The sequence below is a fragment of the Pseudomonas sp. Tun-23181 genome (assembly GCF_057415455.1).
Genome location: NZ_CM171630.1, coordinates 4,986,600 through 5,000,624 on the forward strand (window position 1 = coordinate 4,986,600; position 14,025 = coordinate 5,000,624).

A 14,025-nucleotide genomic window follows, 5' to 3' on the forward strand; every position below is an offset into this window, starting at 1 on the left:
TGCTTTGCAGCCCCTCGGGCAAGCCGGCTCCCACAGAATCCTCTGCCCGGCACTCGATGTGTGAACCCCAAGCGCCCACAAGCGCTTCTGCCAGGCAGGTGATGTTTGAACACCGCTGGCCCCTGTGGGAGCCGGCTTGCCGGCGAGGGGCGAAGCGGCCCCCAATGGCAGCGTAATGGGGCTACCCCGCTCACGTGCGAGGCCTTCATGATCGACCTTACCGCTTCCCTCTCTCCCTGGCTCAATGCCCCTGCCTGGTGCGTCGCCTTCTCCGGCGGCCTCGACTCCACCGTCTTGCTGCACTTGCTGGCCGACTACCGCCGTACCCATGACGCGCCACCGCTGCGTGCCGTGCACGTCCACCATGGCCTGCAGCCCGCCGCCAACGATTGGCCGGGGCATTGCCAGGCAATCTGCGCCGCCCTGGGTATCGAACTGAAGGTGATCCGCGTCCAGGTCGCCCCTGGCGCCAGCCTCGAGCAGGCCGCCCGCGATGCCCGCTATGCCGCCTTCGCCGCAATACTGGGGCCGGGCGAGGTGCTGTTCACTGGCCAGCACCGCGAAGACCAGGCCGAGACGCTGCTGTTTCGCCTGCTACGCGGTGCCGGCCTGCGCGGGCTGGCGGCCATGCCTGTGCAGCGGCCGCTGGGGCAGGGCAGGTTGGCCAGGCCGCTGCTGGCGGTGACGCGGGCCGCGTTGCTTGAATATGCCGGAACACGGGGGCTGTCATGGATCGAGGACCCTTCGAACGCCGACACCGCCTTCGCCCGCAACTACCTGCGTGGCGAGGTCTTCCCGCTGCTGCGCCAGCGCTGGCCCCAGGCCGCCGCCAATCTGGCGCGCACGGCCGAGCACCTGGGCGAAGCGCTGGGTCTGCTGGACGACCTGGCCGCCGCCGACCTGGTGGCGGCCCACGGCCAGGCGCCATTCGCCTGGCTCGGCCTGGACTCCCTCGACCTGGCCACGCTGGCAGCATTGTCACCCGCACGCCAGCGTAATGCCCTGCAGTACTGGCTGAGCAGCCGCACACGCCTGCCCGACAGCCGGCACTGGGCCGGCTGGGAGTGCCTGCGTGACGCTGCGGCGGACGGCCAGCCGCTATGGTGCCTGGCCGACGGGGTGGTGCAGCGTAGCCACGGCCGCATCTGGTGGTTGAGCGGCGCCTGGCTGGCGCCGGTGCAGGGCCGGCATGGTTGGGACGATCCTGGTGGGGTGCTGCCGCTGCCCGGCAACGGCAGCGTGCACCTGGCAGGCGAGGCCCCGCCTGGCGAATTGTCCATCGCCTATCGTCAGGGCGGCGAGGTGCTCGACCTGCCTGGCCGTGGCCGACGAGACCTCAAGCGCCTGCTCAACGAGCTGCAGGTACCGCACTTCGTGCGCCCGCGCCTGCCGCTGCTGTACCAGGGCGAGCGCCTGCTGGCGCTGGCCAACCTGCCCTTGCCGGGGCAGGGCGCGGTGCGCCTGTGCTGGCAGCCGCCGACGAACGTGCAAGGTTTGAGCTGAAGGGTACATTCGGGTAGACTACCCTCCCTTCTTGATACAGCTTCTGTGGGTTCATCGAAAACACGGGAGTTGCCGATTACCAAGCAGTTTTTTGCTGGGCTGATTCTTAAAATGACGAGCGAGCTCCATGCCGGGGATGCCCCCGGTCTGTACAGACGCGGCAGTTTTTCGAGATGCACTGTGATTGACGCAGGTGATCGGGGGCTTCGGCCTTCCTTCGCTTTCTCCGGCGGCGCTGGCCGCTTTAACGCAGACTTCTAGGGTTTTTCATGACGCGCTACATATTCGTCACGGGCGGTGTTGTTTCTTCATTGGGGAAAGGCATTGCCTCGGCTTCCTTGGCGGCCATCCTGGAGGCGCGGGGGCTCAAGGTCACCATGCTCAAGCTGGACCCGTACATCAACGTCGACCCCGGCACCATGAGCCCGTTCCAGCACGGCGAGGTGTTCGTCACCCACGATGGCGCCGAGACCGACCTCGACCTGGGCCACTACGAGCGGTTCATCCGCACCACCATGACCCAGAACAACAACTTCACCACCGGCCGTATCTACGAGCACGTGCTGCGCAAGGAGCGCCGTGGTGACTACCTGGGCGCGACCATCCAGGTCATCCCGCACATCACCGACGAGATCAAGCGCCGCATCATCAAGGGCGCCGGCGATGCCGACGTGGCCCTGGTGGAAATCGGCGGCACCGTCGGCGACATCGAGTCGCAGCCGTTCCTCGAGGCGATCCGCCAGTTGCGCGTCGAAGTGGGCTCCAAGCGCGCCATGCTGATGCACCTGACCCTGGTGCCGTACATCGCCACCGCTGGCGAGACCAAGACCAAGCCGACCCAGCACTCGGTCAAGGAACTGCGCTCCATCGGCCTGCAGCCGGACGTGCTGATCTGCCGTTCCGACCACCCGGTCGACGCCTCGTCGCGCCGCAAGATCGCCCTGTTCACCAACGTCGAAGAGCGTGCGGTGATCTCCCTGCAGGACGTCGATACCATCTACAAGATCCCGGGCGTGCTGCATGCCCAGGGCCTGGACGACTTCGTGGTCGAGCGCTTCGGCCTGCAGTGCGGCAGCGCCGACCTGTCCGAGTGGGACAAGGTGGTGGACGCCAAGCTCAACCCCGAGCATGAAGTCACCATCGCCATGGTCGGCAAGTACATGGAACTGCTGGATGCCTACAAGTCGCTGATCGAGGCGATGAGCCACGCCGGTATCCAGAACCGCACCAAGGTCAACCTGCGCTACATCGACTCCGAAGACATCGAGAACCAGGGTACCAGCCTGCTCGAGGGCGCCGACGCCATTCTCGTGCCTGGCGGTTTCGGCCTGCGCGGCGTGGAAGGCAAGATCACCGCGGTGCAGTACGCCCGCGAGAACAAGGTGCCGTACCTGGGCATCTGCCTGGGCATGCAGGTCGCGGTCATCGAGTTCGCCCGCAACGTCATGGGCTGGAAAGACGCCAATTCCACCGAGTTCGACCGCAACAGCGGCCATCCGGTGGTCGGCCTGATCACCGAGTGGGCCGATGCCACCGGTGCCGTCGAGACCCGTACCGAAGCCTCCGACCTGGGCGGCACCATGCGCCTGGGGGCCCAGGAGTGCCAGATCGTCGGTGGCTCCAAGGTCCATGAATGCTATGGCAAGGACGTGATCGTCGAACGCCACCGCCACCGCTACGAGGTCAACAACACCCTGCTGCCGCAGATGATCGACGCTGGCCTGCTGGTGTCCGGCCGCTCCGGCGACGGTGCCCTGGTCGAAGTGGTCGAATCCAAGGACCACCCTTGGTTCGTCGCCTGCCAGTTCCACCCGGAGTTCACCTCGACCCCGCGTGACGGCCATCCGCTGTTCAGTGGCTTCGTCAAGGCGGCCCTGGCACAGAAGAACAAGGCCTGATCCATGACCCAGAAGATCATTCGCGTCGGTAACATCGAGATCGCCAACGACAAGCCGTTCGTCCTGTTCGGCGGCATGAACGTCCTGGAGTCCCGTGATCTGGCCCTGAAGGTCTGCGAGGAATACGTGCGGGTGACCGAGAAGCTCGGCATCCCGTACGTGTTCAAGGCCAGCTTCGACAAGGCCAACCGTTCGTCGGTCAAATCCTTCCGTGGCCCGGGCATGGAAGAAGGGCTGAAGATCTTCGAGGAGATCAAGCAGACCTTCAAGGTGCCGGTGATCACCGACGTGCACGAGCCCTACCAGGCCGAGCCCGTGGCCAAGGTCTGCGACATCATCCAGCTGCCGGCCTTCCTGTCGCGCCAGACCGACCTGGTCGTGGCCATGGCCAAGACCGGCGCGGTGATCAACATCAAGAAGGCTCAGTTCCTCGCGCCCCAGGAAATGAAGCACATCCTGGACAAGTGCGTGGAGGCCGGCAACGACCAGTTGATCCTCTGCGAGCGTGGTTCGAGCTTCGGCTACAACAACCTGGTGGTGGACATGCTCGGCTTCGGCCTCATGAAGCAGTTCGAATACCCGGTGTTCTTCGACGTGACCCACGCCCTGCAGATGCCGGGCGGTCGCACCGACTCCGCCGGCGGGCGCCGCGCCCAGGTCACCGACCTGGCCAAGGCTGGCATGAGCCAGGGCCTGGCGGGCCTGTTCCTCGAAGCCCACCCGGACCCGGATAACGCCAAGTGCGATGGTCCCTGCGCCCTGCGCCTGGACAAGCTGGAGCCGTTCCTGGCCCAGCTCAAGCAACTGGACGACCTGGTGAAAAGTTTTCCGACGGTAGAAACCGCGTAAAGCCCATTTCTCCGGTAAAGTACCGCACGTTCCACCCCTGACCGATGAGTCAGGGGTCGCCTTCGCCAGGCCTGCCCGTTCACGAACTGCCTGGCGAACGGCCGGATTTCCTAAGCTGCGTTGTTTTCGTCAATTTTGGAGTGCTTACAACAATGGCAAAAATCGTCGACATCAAAGGTCGTGAAGTTCTCGATTCGCGTGGCAACCCCACCGTGGAAGCCGATGTTCTGCTCGACAACGGCATCATCGGCAGCGCTTGCGCGCCGTCCGGTGCTTCCACTGGCTCGCGCGAAGCGCTGGAGCTGCGTGATGGCGACAAGAGCCGTTACCTGGGCAAGGGCGTGCTGAAGGCCGTCGCCAACATCAACGGCCCGATCCGCGACCTGCTGCTGGGCAAGGACCCGGCCGACCAGAAAGCCCTGGACCGCGCCATGATCGAGCTGGACGGTACCGAGAACAAGGCCAAGCTGGGCGCCAACGCCATCCTGGCCGTCTCCCTGGCCGCCGCCAAGGCCGCTGCCCAGGACCAGGAGCTGCCGCTGTACGCACACATCGCCAACCTCAACGGCACCCCGGGTCAGTACTCCATGCCGGTGCCGATGATGAACATCATCAACGGTGGCGAGCACGCCGACAACAACGTCGACATCCAGGAGTTCATGGTCCAGCCGGTCGGCGCCAAGACCTTCTCCGACGCCCTGCGCATGGGCACCGAGATCTTCCACCACCTCAAGGCCGTGCTCAAGGCCCGTGGCCTGAACACCGCCGTGGGTGACGAAGGTGGTTTCGCACCGAACCTGACCTCCAACGAAGACGCCCTGGGCGCCATCGCCGAAGCCGTCGAGAAGGCCGGCTACAAGCTGGGCAGCGACGTGACCCTGGCCCTGGACTGCGCGGCTTCCGAGTTCTACGAGGACGGCAAGTACAACCTCTCCGGCGAAGGCAAGTCGTTCGACGCCGAAGGCTTTGCCGAGTACCTGAAGGGCCTGACCGAGCGCTTCCCGATCATCTCCATCGAAGATGGCCTGGACGAGTCCGACTGGGCTGGCTGGAAGATCCTCACCGACAAGATCGGCGCCAAGGTGCAACTGGTCGGTGACGACCTGTTCGTGACCAACACCAAGATCCTCAAGGAAGGCATCGAGAAGGGCATCGGCAACTCGATCCTGATCAAGTTCAACCAGATCGGCTCGCTGACCGAGACCCTGGAAGCCATCCAGATGGCCAAGGCCGCCGGCTACACCGCGGTGATCTCGCACCGTTCGGGCGAAACCGAGGACTCGACCATCGCCGACCTGGCTGTCGGTACCGCTGCCGGCCAGATCAAGACCGGCTCGCTGTGCCGTTCCGACCGCGTCTCCAAGTACAACCAACTGCTGCGCATCGAAGAGCAACTGGGGGCCAAGGCGGTGTACCGCGGTCGTGCCGAGTTTCGCGGCTGAGCAAGAGATGGTAAAAAGGCAGCAGCCGAGGCTGTCTGAACGTTCGTACTGAACAGTCAGACGCTTCTTACGGGTTTCTGTCGACGAAGCCTGGCCTCGGCCAGGCTTCGTGCTATTGGAAGTTCGCTGCGGCGGCCTTTTACCTCTGGATATCTTGATGCGCAGTCCCTATTGGTTGTTCCTCGTCCTGCTCCTGTTGCTCGGTGGCCTGCAGTATCGCCTGTGGGTGGGTAACGGTAGCCTGGCGCACGTGGCCGAGCTCAAGCAGCAGATTGCCGAGCAGCAAGCGGAGAACGAGCGGCTGCTGGAGCGCAATCGTGTGCTCGACGCCGAAGTCCTGGAGTTGAAAAAAGGTATGGAAACCGTGGAAGAACGGGCCCGCCACGAACTGGGGATGGTCAAGGAGGGCGAAACCCTCTACCAGCTGCCGCAGAAATGACCCAGACACTACCGGCCTTCTGGGCCGTGATTCCCGCCGCGGGCATTGGCGCCCGCATGGCTGCCGACCGCCCCAAGCAGTACCTGCAACTGGGGGGGCAGACCCTGCTCGAGCATAGCCTGGACTGTTTCCTCGACCATCCCACGCTCAAGGGCGTGGTGGTCAGTATCGCCGCCGACGATCCGTACTGGCCCGGCTTGCGCTGTGCCGGCGATCCGCGCATCCAGCGAGCGCCCGGTGGCCGCGAACGGGCCGACTCGGTGCTCAATGCGTTGTTGCTGTTGCATGCCCAGGGGGCGTCGGACAACGATTGGGTACTGGTGCACGACGCCGCGCGACCGAACCTGGCACGCAGCGATCTGGACCGGCTCCTGTCGGAATTGGCTGGCGACCCTGTGGGAGGTTTACTTGCGGTACCCGCGCGCGACACCCTCAAGCGTGCCGATGGCAATGGGCGGGTCAGCGCCACGGTGGACCGCAGCACCATCTGGCAGGCCTATACCCCGCAGATGTTCCGCCTCGGCGCCTTGCACCGGGCGCTGGCCGAGTGCCTGGTGGCGGATGTGGTCGTCACCGACGAATCATCCGCCATCGAGTGGGCCGGCCACGCACCGCGACTGGTCGAGGGGCGCAGCGACAACATCAAGGTGACCCGTCCGGAAGACCTGGAATGGTTGCGCCAGCGCTGGGCCAGCCGGCGCTGATCGAGCCTCTGGCGGGTCAGTTAAGATCTTTAGCGGCGTTTGGGGCCGCTTCGCAGCATTTGCCGAACTGTGCAAAGGCGCAATCCCTGGCACCTCATGCCGCCCGGTACTCCGGCAACTGCGCCAAGCCTTCCTTGAGGTAGTCCACCAGCCTGCGCACCTTCGGCGACAGGTGCCGCTGTTGCGGATACAGTGCCCATACTGCGGTATTCGGCGGCTGGTGCGCCTCCAGCAACGACACCAGTGCCCCGCTGTTGAGGTGCTCGAGCACGTAGTAGTCCGGCAACTGGCACAACCCCATCCCCAGCAATGCCGCATCCAGCACCGCCTGCCCGCTGTTGCAGCGCCAGTTGCCCTGGACGCGTTGGCTCAGCTCGCGTCCGTCCTGCTGCAGGACCCAGATGTCCGAACTGCCGATCAGGCAGTTGTGCCGGGCCAGCTCCGACAGGCTGTGGGGCCGCCCGTAGCGTTCCAGGTAGGCCGGCGAGGCGCACAGGTACATGCGCCGCGGCGCCAGGCGGGTGGCTACCAGGCGTGAGTCCTGCAGGCGGCCGAGGCGGATCGCCAGGTCCATGCCTTCATGCAGCAGGTCAAGGGTGCGGTTGCTCAACTCCACTTCTACCCGCAATTGTGGATAGAGCGCCAGGAAGCGGGTCACCAGCGGCACGATGAAGCGCTCGCCGTAGGCCACCGCGCAGGTCATGCGCAGCAACCCCTTGGGTTCGCTGGCCAGGTCGCCCATGGCACGCAGGGCCTCCTCGCGGCCATCCTGCAGCCGTTGGCAATGCTGCAGGAAGGTCTGCCCGGCCTCGCTCAGGGTCACGCGCCGGGTACTGCGGTACAGCAGGCGGGTCTGCAGGCGCTCCTCCAGACGGGCGATCTGGCGGCTGACATGCGAGGAGGAAACCCCCAGGCGTTCGGCCGCGCTGGTGAACTGGCCCGACTCGGCCACCGCGACGAATTCGTCGATGCCTTCCCAGCGACTGCTCATGGATTATCCCTGTATGGCAATAATGTTTTGACTCAAGCCGGATTATTCACGAAAAGCCCCTGAATTACACTGCCAGCGTGAATCCTTCCCCTTGTCTGGAGACCCTTGATGATCAAGTCCCGCGCTGCCGTTGCCTTCGAGGCCAAGAAACCCCTGGAAATCGTCGAAGTGGACGTGGCCATGCCCAAGGCCGGCGAGGTGCTGCTGCGCGTGGTGGCCAGCGGTGTCTGCCACACCGACGCCTACACCCTGTCTGGCGCCGACCCGGAGGGCATCTTCCCGTCGATCCTCGGCCACGAGGGCGGGGCGGTCGTCGAGGCGGTGGGCGAGGGCGTGACCTCGGTGGCGGTCGGTGACCATGTGATCCCGCTCTATACCCCCGAATGCGGCCAGTGCAAGTTCTGCCGCTCCGGCAAGACCAACCTGTGCCAGGCGATCCGCGCCACCCAGGGCAAGGGCCTGATGCCGGATGGCACCACCCGGTTCTCTTACAAGGGCCAGCAGTTGTTCCACTACATGGGCACCTCGACCTTTTCCGAGTACACCGTGCTGCCGGAAATCTCCGTGGCCAAGATCGCCAAGGACGCACCCCTGGAGAAGGTTTGCCTGCTCGGCTGCGGCGTGACCACCGGTATCGGCGCCGTGCTCAACACCGCCAAGGTCAAGCCCGGCGATACCGTGGCCATCTTCGGCCTGGGCGGTATCGGCCTGTCGGCGATCATCGGCGCGGTCAAGGCCAAGGCCTCGCGCATCATCGCCGTCGACATCAATCCGGCCAAGTTCGAGATCGCCCGCCAGCTGGGTGCCACCGATTGCGTCAACCCCAAGGACTATGACCGCCCGATCCAGGAGGTCATCGTCGACCTCACCGACGGCGGCGTGGACTTCTCCTTCGAATGCGTGGGCAATGTCCAACTGATGCGTGCGGCCCTGGAATGCTGCCACAAGGGCTGGGGCGAGTCGGTGATCATCGGCGTGGCCGGTGCCGGCCAGGAGATCTCCACCCGTCCGTTCCAGCTGGTCACCGGCCGTGTCTGGCGCGGTTCGGCCTTTGGCGGCGTGCGTGGCCGCAGCGAACTGCCAAGCTACGTGGAAATGTCGCAGAAGGGCGAGATCCCGCTGGACACCTTCATCACCCACACCATGGGCCTGGAGGACATCAACAAAGCCTTCGACCTGATGCACGAAGGCAAGAGCATCCGTAGCGTGATCCACTTCTGAGGTCTGCCATGAGCCTGGAAAACATCTCCTGCCAGAAGAGCTTCGGCGGCTGGCACAAGCGCTACCGACACAGTTCCAAGGTGCTGGGCTGCGACATGGTGTTCGCCGTCTACCTGCCGCCGCAGGCCGAGCAGGGCGAGAAGCTGCCGGTACTGTACTGGCTCAGCGGCCTGACCTGCACCGACGAGAACTTCATGCAGAAGGCCGGCGCCCAGCGCCTGGCCGCGGAGCTTGGGCTGATCATCGTCGCCCCCGACACCAGCCCGCGTGGCGAGCAGGTGCCGGGCGATCCGGACGGCGCCTGGGATTTTGGCCTGGGCGCCGGCTTCTACCTCAATGCCACCCAGCGACCCTGGGCCCAGCACTACCGCATGCACGACTATGTGGTGGAGGAACTGCCCGCCCTGGTCGAGGCGCATTTCCCTGCGTCCGACCAGCGCAGTATCAGCGGTCACTCCATGGGCGGTCATGGCGCACTGGTATGCGCCTTGCGCAATCCGGGGCGCTATCGTTCGGTGTCGGCGTTCTCGCCGATCAGCAATCCGATGGACTGCCCCTGGGGCGAGAAGGCGTTTTCCCGCTACCTGGGCGAGGATCGCTCACGCTGGCGCGAGTGGGATGCCAGCGTGCTGTTGGCCGAGACGCCGTCCGGCCAGTGCCCGCCGTTGCTAGTGGACCAGGGCGACCGGGACGACTTCCTGGAAAAGCAGCTCAAGCCCGAGGCCCTGGAGCAAGCCGCACGCAAGGCCGGCCACGAGCTGACCCTGCGCCTGCAGCCAGGTTACGACCATAGCTACTACTTCATCGCCAGCTTCATCGACGAGCACCTGCGCCACCACGCCGTAGCGCTGGGCCGGGTCTAGCCGCAAGCTGCAAGAAAAAGCAGTCCGCCGCCGATGTGCTTTTGCTTGCAGCTCAGAGCAGGGAAGAGCATCCGCGCAAGGTCGAGCAAAGCAGGTAGAATCACGCCCTGACTCAAATCGGGGCGTTTTTCTATGCGTATTGGCCACGGCTACGATGTGCACCGTTTCTGCGACGGCGATTTCATTACCCTGGGTGGGGTACGTATCCCCCACAAGTACGGCCTGCTGGCCCATTCCGACGGCGATGTGCTGTTGCACGCCCTGAGCGATGCGCTGCTCGGCGCCGCGGCGCTGGGCGACATCGGCAAGCATTTTCCCGACACCGACCCGCAGTTCAAGGGCGCCGACAGCCGCGTGTTGCTGCGCCATGTGGTCGGCATCGTCCAGGCCAAGGGCTGGAAGGTCGGCAACGTCGACGCCACCATCGTCGCCCAGGCGCCGAAGATGGCACCGCACATCGAGACCATGCGCCAGCTGATCGCCGAAGACTTGCAGGTGCAACTGGACCAGGTCAACGTCAAGGCCACCACCACCGAGAAGCTGGGCTTCACCGGCCGCGAGGAGGGCATCGCCGTGCACGCGGTGGCCCTGTTGCTGCCAGCATGACCGAACTGGAACTGCTGGGTCCGCGTGCATCGGGCGAGGCGTTGGGCAGCGCGGTGCTCAAGGCGGTGGCCGAAGACTTCCAGGTCGACGAAGTGCTGGACATTCCCTTGTCCGGCCAGGGCGAGCACCTCTGGCTGTGGGTCGAAAAGCGTGACCTGAACACCGAGGAGGCTGCCCGCCGCCTGGCCCGTGCTGCCGGCGTGCCCCTGCGCGCCATCAGCTACGCCGGGCTCAAGGACCGCCAGGCCCTGACCCGCCAGTGGTTCAGCCTGCACCTGCCGGGCAAGGCCGACCCTGATCTGTCGCGTGCCGAGGACGCCAGCCTGCGCGTGCTCAAGCGGGTGCGCCACCAGCGCAAGCTGCAGCGTGGCGCCCATTCAGCCAACGGCTTCACCCTGCGCCTGACCGCCCTGGTGGCGAATCGCCAGGCCCTGGATGCTCGCCTGGAGCAACTCAAGCGCCAGGGCGTGCCGAACTACTTCGGCAGCCAGCGCTTCGGCCATGCCGGTGGCAATGTCCATGACGCCCAGGACTGGGCGGCCCGCGCGGCCCTGCCGGAGCAGCGCAACCTGCGTTCGCGCCTGTTGTCGGCGGCGCGCAGCTACCTGTTCAACCAGGTCTTGGCCGCACGGGTCGCCGACGGCAGCTGGCAGCGGGCCCAGGTCGGTGATTTGCTGGCTTTCACCGACAGCCGTAGTTTCTTCGCGGCAGGCGAACAGGAGTGCGCCGATCCGCGCCTGGACATTCTCGATCTTCACCCCACCGGGCCGCTCTGGGGCGCGGGTTCTACACCTGCTGGCGGGGCTGGCGCGGCACTGGAAACCGCCATCGGCGAGCGGCACCCGGCGTTGTGCCAGTGGCTGGCCCTGGCGGACATGAAGCACGAGCGGCGTATCCTGCGGCTCCCTATTGGCGGGCTGACGTGGCATTATCCCGAGCCTGATATCCTGCAACTGGAATTCGTCCTTCCGGCCGGATGCTTCGCCACCGTTGTGGTGCGCGAGCTTGTCGATCTGGTGCCGGCGGGGCAGACGGACAGCCCATGCGTATTCTGATTTCGAATGACGACGGTGTTACCGCACCCGGCCTCGCCGCGCTGCACGCTGCGCTGGTGGATCATGCCGAGTGCGTGGTGATTGCCCCGGATCAAGACAAGAGCGGCGCCAGTAGTTCGCTGACGCTGGACAGGCCCCTGCACCCGCAGACCCTGGCCAACGGTTTCATCAGCCTCAACGGCACGCCCACCGACTGCGTGCACCTGGGGCTCAACGGCCTGCTGCCGGAAACGCCCGACATGGTCGTCTCCGGCATCAACCTGGGCGCCAACCTGGGCGACGACGTGCTCTATTCCGGCACGGTCGCCGCAGCGCTCGAAGGGCGTTTCCTCGGTGGCACGTCGCTGGCGTTCTCGCTGCTGTCGCGCCAGCCGGACAACCTGCCCACCGCCGCCTACATCGCCCGCCGCCTGGTAGAGGCCCAGGCGCGCCTGGAGCTGCCGCCGCGTACCGTGCTCAACGTCAACATCCCCAACCTGCCCTTGGAGCACATCCGGGGTATCCAGCTCACTCGCCTCGGCCACCGCGCGCGCGCGGCGGCGCCGACCAAGGTGGTCAACCCCCGGGGCAAGGAAGGCTACTGGATCGCCGTGGCCGGCGATGCCGAGGACGGTGGGCCGGGCACGGACTTCCATGCGGTGATGCAGGGCTATGTCTCGATCACGCCGTTGCAGCTGGACCGCACCTTCAACGACGCCTTCGAGCGTCTGGACGGCTGGCTGGAGGGACTGCTCTGATGCGCGAACAGGACGATCTGCTGCGCCGTGGCATCGGCATGACTTCCCAGCGCACGCGTGAGCGGCTGATCCAGCGGCTGTACGAGGAAGGGGTCTCGAACACCCATGTGCTCGAGGTCATCCGCCGCACGCCACGCCATCTGTTCGTCGACGAGGCCCTGGCGCACCGGGCCTACGAGGATACGGCGCTGCCGATCGGGCATAACCAGACCATCTCCCAGCCGTTCATGGTCGCGCACATGAGCGAGCTGCTGCTGGAGGCCGGGCCGCTGGACAAGGTGCTGGAGATCGGCACGGGCTCTGGCTACCAGACTGCGATCCTCGCCCAACTGGTGGAGCGGGTGTTCTCGGTGGAACGGATCAAGGTCCTGCAGGACAGGGCCAAGGAACGCCTGGTCGAGCTCAACCTGCGCAACGTGGTGTTCCGCTGGGGCGACGGTTGCGAAGGCTGGCAGGCGCTGGCGCCGTACAACGGCATCATCGTCACTGCCGTGGCCGCGGAAGTGCCCCAGGCCCTGCTGGACCAGTTGGCCCCGGGAGGGCGCATGGTGATTCCAGTGGGGGCGGCCGGCGAGGCGCAGCAACTGATGCTCATCGTGCGCGAGGAGCACGGTTTCTCCCGCCGGGTCCTGGGTTCCGTGCGTTTCGTGCCGCTGCTCAACGGTCCGCTGGCCTGAGGGGACGCGGAATATTTGCTGCGGCGACGAATTCTCGGGCCCTGGCCCTGTCTATCTGGCTGCCTCTGCGGCGAAGGCCCGGAGCATGAAGCCACCCAAGCCGGGTGGCCTCGTTTATAATTGCAACAATATTGCATTGCGTAGCGTCATATCGGTTATCGGCACCATAAGGGGAGCGCGGGTGGGTCACACAATCATTCGGCAGCGCAAGGATCGGTCGGGTTTCAAGCTTCTGGTGATTGCGCTGGCCATGGGGGCCTTGCTCGCGGGTTGCTCCAGCAGCGGCTCGAACGGCGCCCGTGTGGTCGATCGCAACGCGGTCCCCAAGCGCCCGACCGTGACGTCGGGTCAGTACATCGTCAGGCCCGGCGATACCCTGTATTCCATCGCGTTCCGTTACGGCTGGGACTACAAGGAACTGGCCGCGCGCAACAACATCGGTGCGCCCTATACCATCCGCCCGGGCCAGGCCATCCGTTTCAGCAGCGGCGTGGGCGGCAGCACCAGGGTGGTATCCAGCCCCTCCTCATCGAGCAAGACCACCGTCATCCGCCGCCCTGTCGCGACCACCACGCCACCGTCTGGGGGCACTGCCAGGCCTGCCACGCCACCCCCTGCCGCGAGCAAGCCGGTGGTGACGCCGGTGCCCGCCGCAGAGCGTACCGCCGGGGGCTGGACCTGGCCGGCCAACGGTGTGCTGATTGGTAAATTCGCTTCAAACGGTAGTTTGAATAAAGGCATTGATATCGCCGGTGATTTGGGACAGCCTGTTTTTGCTGCGTCTGGTGGTACAGTGGTCTACGCCGGGAGTGGCTTGAGGGGCTACGGCGAGTTGATCATCATCAAGCACAGCGATACCTACGTCAGCGCCTACGGCCACAACCGCAGGCTTTTGGTTCGGGAGGGGCAGCAGGTCAAGGCAGGGCAGACGATCGCTGAAATGGGGTCCACGGGCACTGATCGGGTGAAGCTGCATTTCGAGATTCGCCGTCAGGGCAAACCCGTCGATCCGCTCCAGTTCCTGCCACGCCGTTGATCGT

Annotated in this window: 14 protein-coding genes; 13 read left to right on the plus strand and 1 reads right to left on the minus strand. The window is 65.4% G+C overall.

The genetic code is table 11. The annotated features are described in order from the left end of the window. The first annotated feature begins 207 nt into the window (after positions 1 to 207). The 6 genes from tilS to ispD all read left to right on the plus strand — a co-directional run bounded on the left by tilS (position 208) and on the right by ispD (position 6,835). Positions 208 to 1,503: a tRNA lysidine(34) synthetase TilS gene (gene tilS / locus ACDI39_RS23505; protein WP_253102040.1), complete on the plus strand. Its 1,296-nt coding sequence runs from the start codon at positions 208 to 210 to the stop codon at positions 1,501 to 1,503. A gap of 269 nt (positions 1,504 to 1,772) precedes the next feature. Then, positions 1,773 to 3,401 (plus strand): CTP synthase, encoded by a 1,629-nt coding sequence (pyrG, locus tag ACDI39_RS23510; protein WP_225787349.1) that lies wholly within the window; start codon positions 1,773 to 1,775, stop codon positions 3,399 to 3,401. Between the two features lie 3 nt (positions 3,402 to 3,404). Beyond that, positions 3,405 to 4,250, plus strand: coding sequence for a 3-deoxy-8-phosphooctulonate synthase (gene kdsA, locus ACDI39_RS23515; protein WP_225787350.1), 846 nt, complete (start codon positions 3,405 to 3,407; stop codon positions 4,248 to 4,250). A 152-nt stretch (positions 4,251 to 4,402) separates the two neighbouring features. Further along, positions 4,403 to 5,692 (plus strand): phosphopyruvate hydratase, encoded by a 1,290-nt coding sequence (gene eno / locus ACDI39_RS23520; protein WP_225787351.1) that lies wholly within the window; start codon positions 4,403 to 4,405, stop codon positions 5,690 to 5,692. A gap of 157 nt (positions 5,693 to 5,849) precedes the next feature. Continuing rightward, positions 5,850 to 6,131: a cell division protein FtsB gene (gene ftsB / locus ACDI39_RS23525; protein WP_225787352.1), complete on the plus strand. Its 282-nt coding sequence runs from the start codon at positions 5,850 to 5,852 to the stop codon at positions 6,129 to 6,131. Next, positions 6,128 to 6,835: a 2-C-methyl-D-erythritol 4-phosphate cytidylyltransferase gene (gene ispD / locus ACDI39_RS23530; protein WP_225787353.1), complete on the plus strand. Its 708-nt coding sequence runs from the start codon at positions 6,128 to 6,130 to the stop codon at positions 6,833 to 6,835. The genes ftsB and ispD overlap by 4 nt, the downstream gene beginning before the upstream one ends. 94 nt (positions 6,836 to 6,929) lie before the next feature. On the opposite strand, the gene ACDI39_RS23535 is transcribed toward ispD, so the two are convergent. Next, the gene (locus ACDI39_RS23535; RefSeq protein ID WP_225787354.1) at positions 6,930 to 7,826 is read right to left on the minus strand and encodes a LysR substrate-binding domain-containing protein; all 897 of its coding nucleotides are present in this window, start codon (positions 7,824 to 7,826) and stop codon (positions 6,930 to 6,932) included. Positions 7,827 to 7,934: 108 nt separating this feature from the next. On the opposite strand from ACDI39_RS23535, the gene ACDI39_RS23540 reads away from it, so the two are divergent. From ACDI39_RS23540 to ACDI39_RS23570, 7 genes are all read left to right on the plus strand, one after another. Continuing rightward, on the plus strand, positions 7,935 to 9,047 hold the full coding sequence (locus tag ACDI39_RS23540; RefSeq protein WP_225787355.1) for an S-(hydroxymethyl)glutathione dehydrogenase/class III alcohol dehydrogenase: 1,113 nt from the start codon (positions 7,935 to 7,937) through the stop codon (positions 9,045 to 9,047). An 8-nt stretch (positions 9,048 to 9,055) separates the two neighbouring features. Then, entirely contained in the window at positions 9,056 to 9,910 is an 855-nt protein-coding gene (fghA, locus tag ACDI39_RS23545; protein ID WP_253079940.1) for an S-formylglutathione hydrolase, read from the plus strand. Positions 9,911 to 10,042: 132 nt separating this feature from the next. Next, positions 10,043 to 10,516 carry a 2-C-methyl-D-erythritol 2,4-cyclodiphosphate synthase gene (gene ispF / locus ACDI39_RS23550; protein ID WP_225787357.1) on the plus strand — a complete coding sequence of 158 codons (474 nt, stop codon included), beginning with the start codon at positions 10,043 to 10,045 and terminating at the stop codon, positions 10,514 to 10,516. Beyond that, positions 10,513 to 11,571 (plus strand): tRNA pseudouridine(13) synthase TruD, encoded by a 1,059-nt coding sequence (gene truD / locus ACDI39_RS23555; RefSeq protein WP_225787358.1) that lies wholly within the window; start codon positions 10,513 to 10,515, stop codon positions 11,569 to 11,571. Before ispF ends, truD begins: the two co-directional genes overlap by 4 nt. Continuing rightward, the gene (gene surE / locus ACDI39_RS23560) at positions 11,559 to 12,308 is read left to right on the plus strand and encodes a 5'/3'-nucleotidase SurE (protein ID WP_225787359.1); all 750 of its coding nucleotides are present in this window, start codon (positions 11,559 to 11,561) and stop codon (positions 12,306 to 12,308) included. Before truD ends, surE begins: the two co-directional genes overlap by 13 nt. A 38-nt stretch (positions 12,309 to 12,346) precedes the next feature. Continuing rightward, positions 12,347 to 12,985 (plus strand): protein-L-isoaspartate(D-aspartate) O-methyltransferase, encoded by a 639-nt coding sequence (locus ACDI39_RS23565; protein WP_225787463.1) that lies wholly within the window; start codon positions 12,347 to 12,349, stop codon positions 12,983 to 12,985. A 181-nt stretch (positions 12,986 to 13,166) separates the two neighbouring features. Beyond that, positions 13,167 to 14,021 (plus strand): peptidoglycan DD-metalloendopeptidase family protein, encoded by an 855-nt coding sequence (locus ACDI39_RS23570; RefSeq protein WP_253090653.1) that lies wholly within the window; start codon positions 13,167 to 13,169, stop codon positions 14,019 to 14,021. Positions 14,022 to 14,025: the final 4 nt, after the last annotated feature.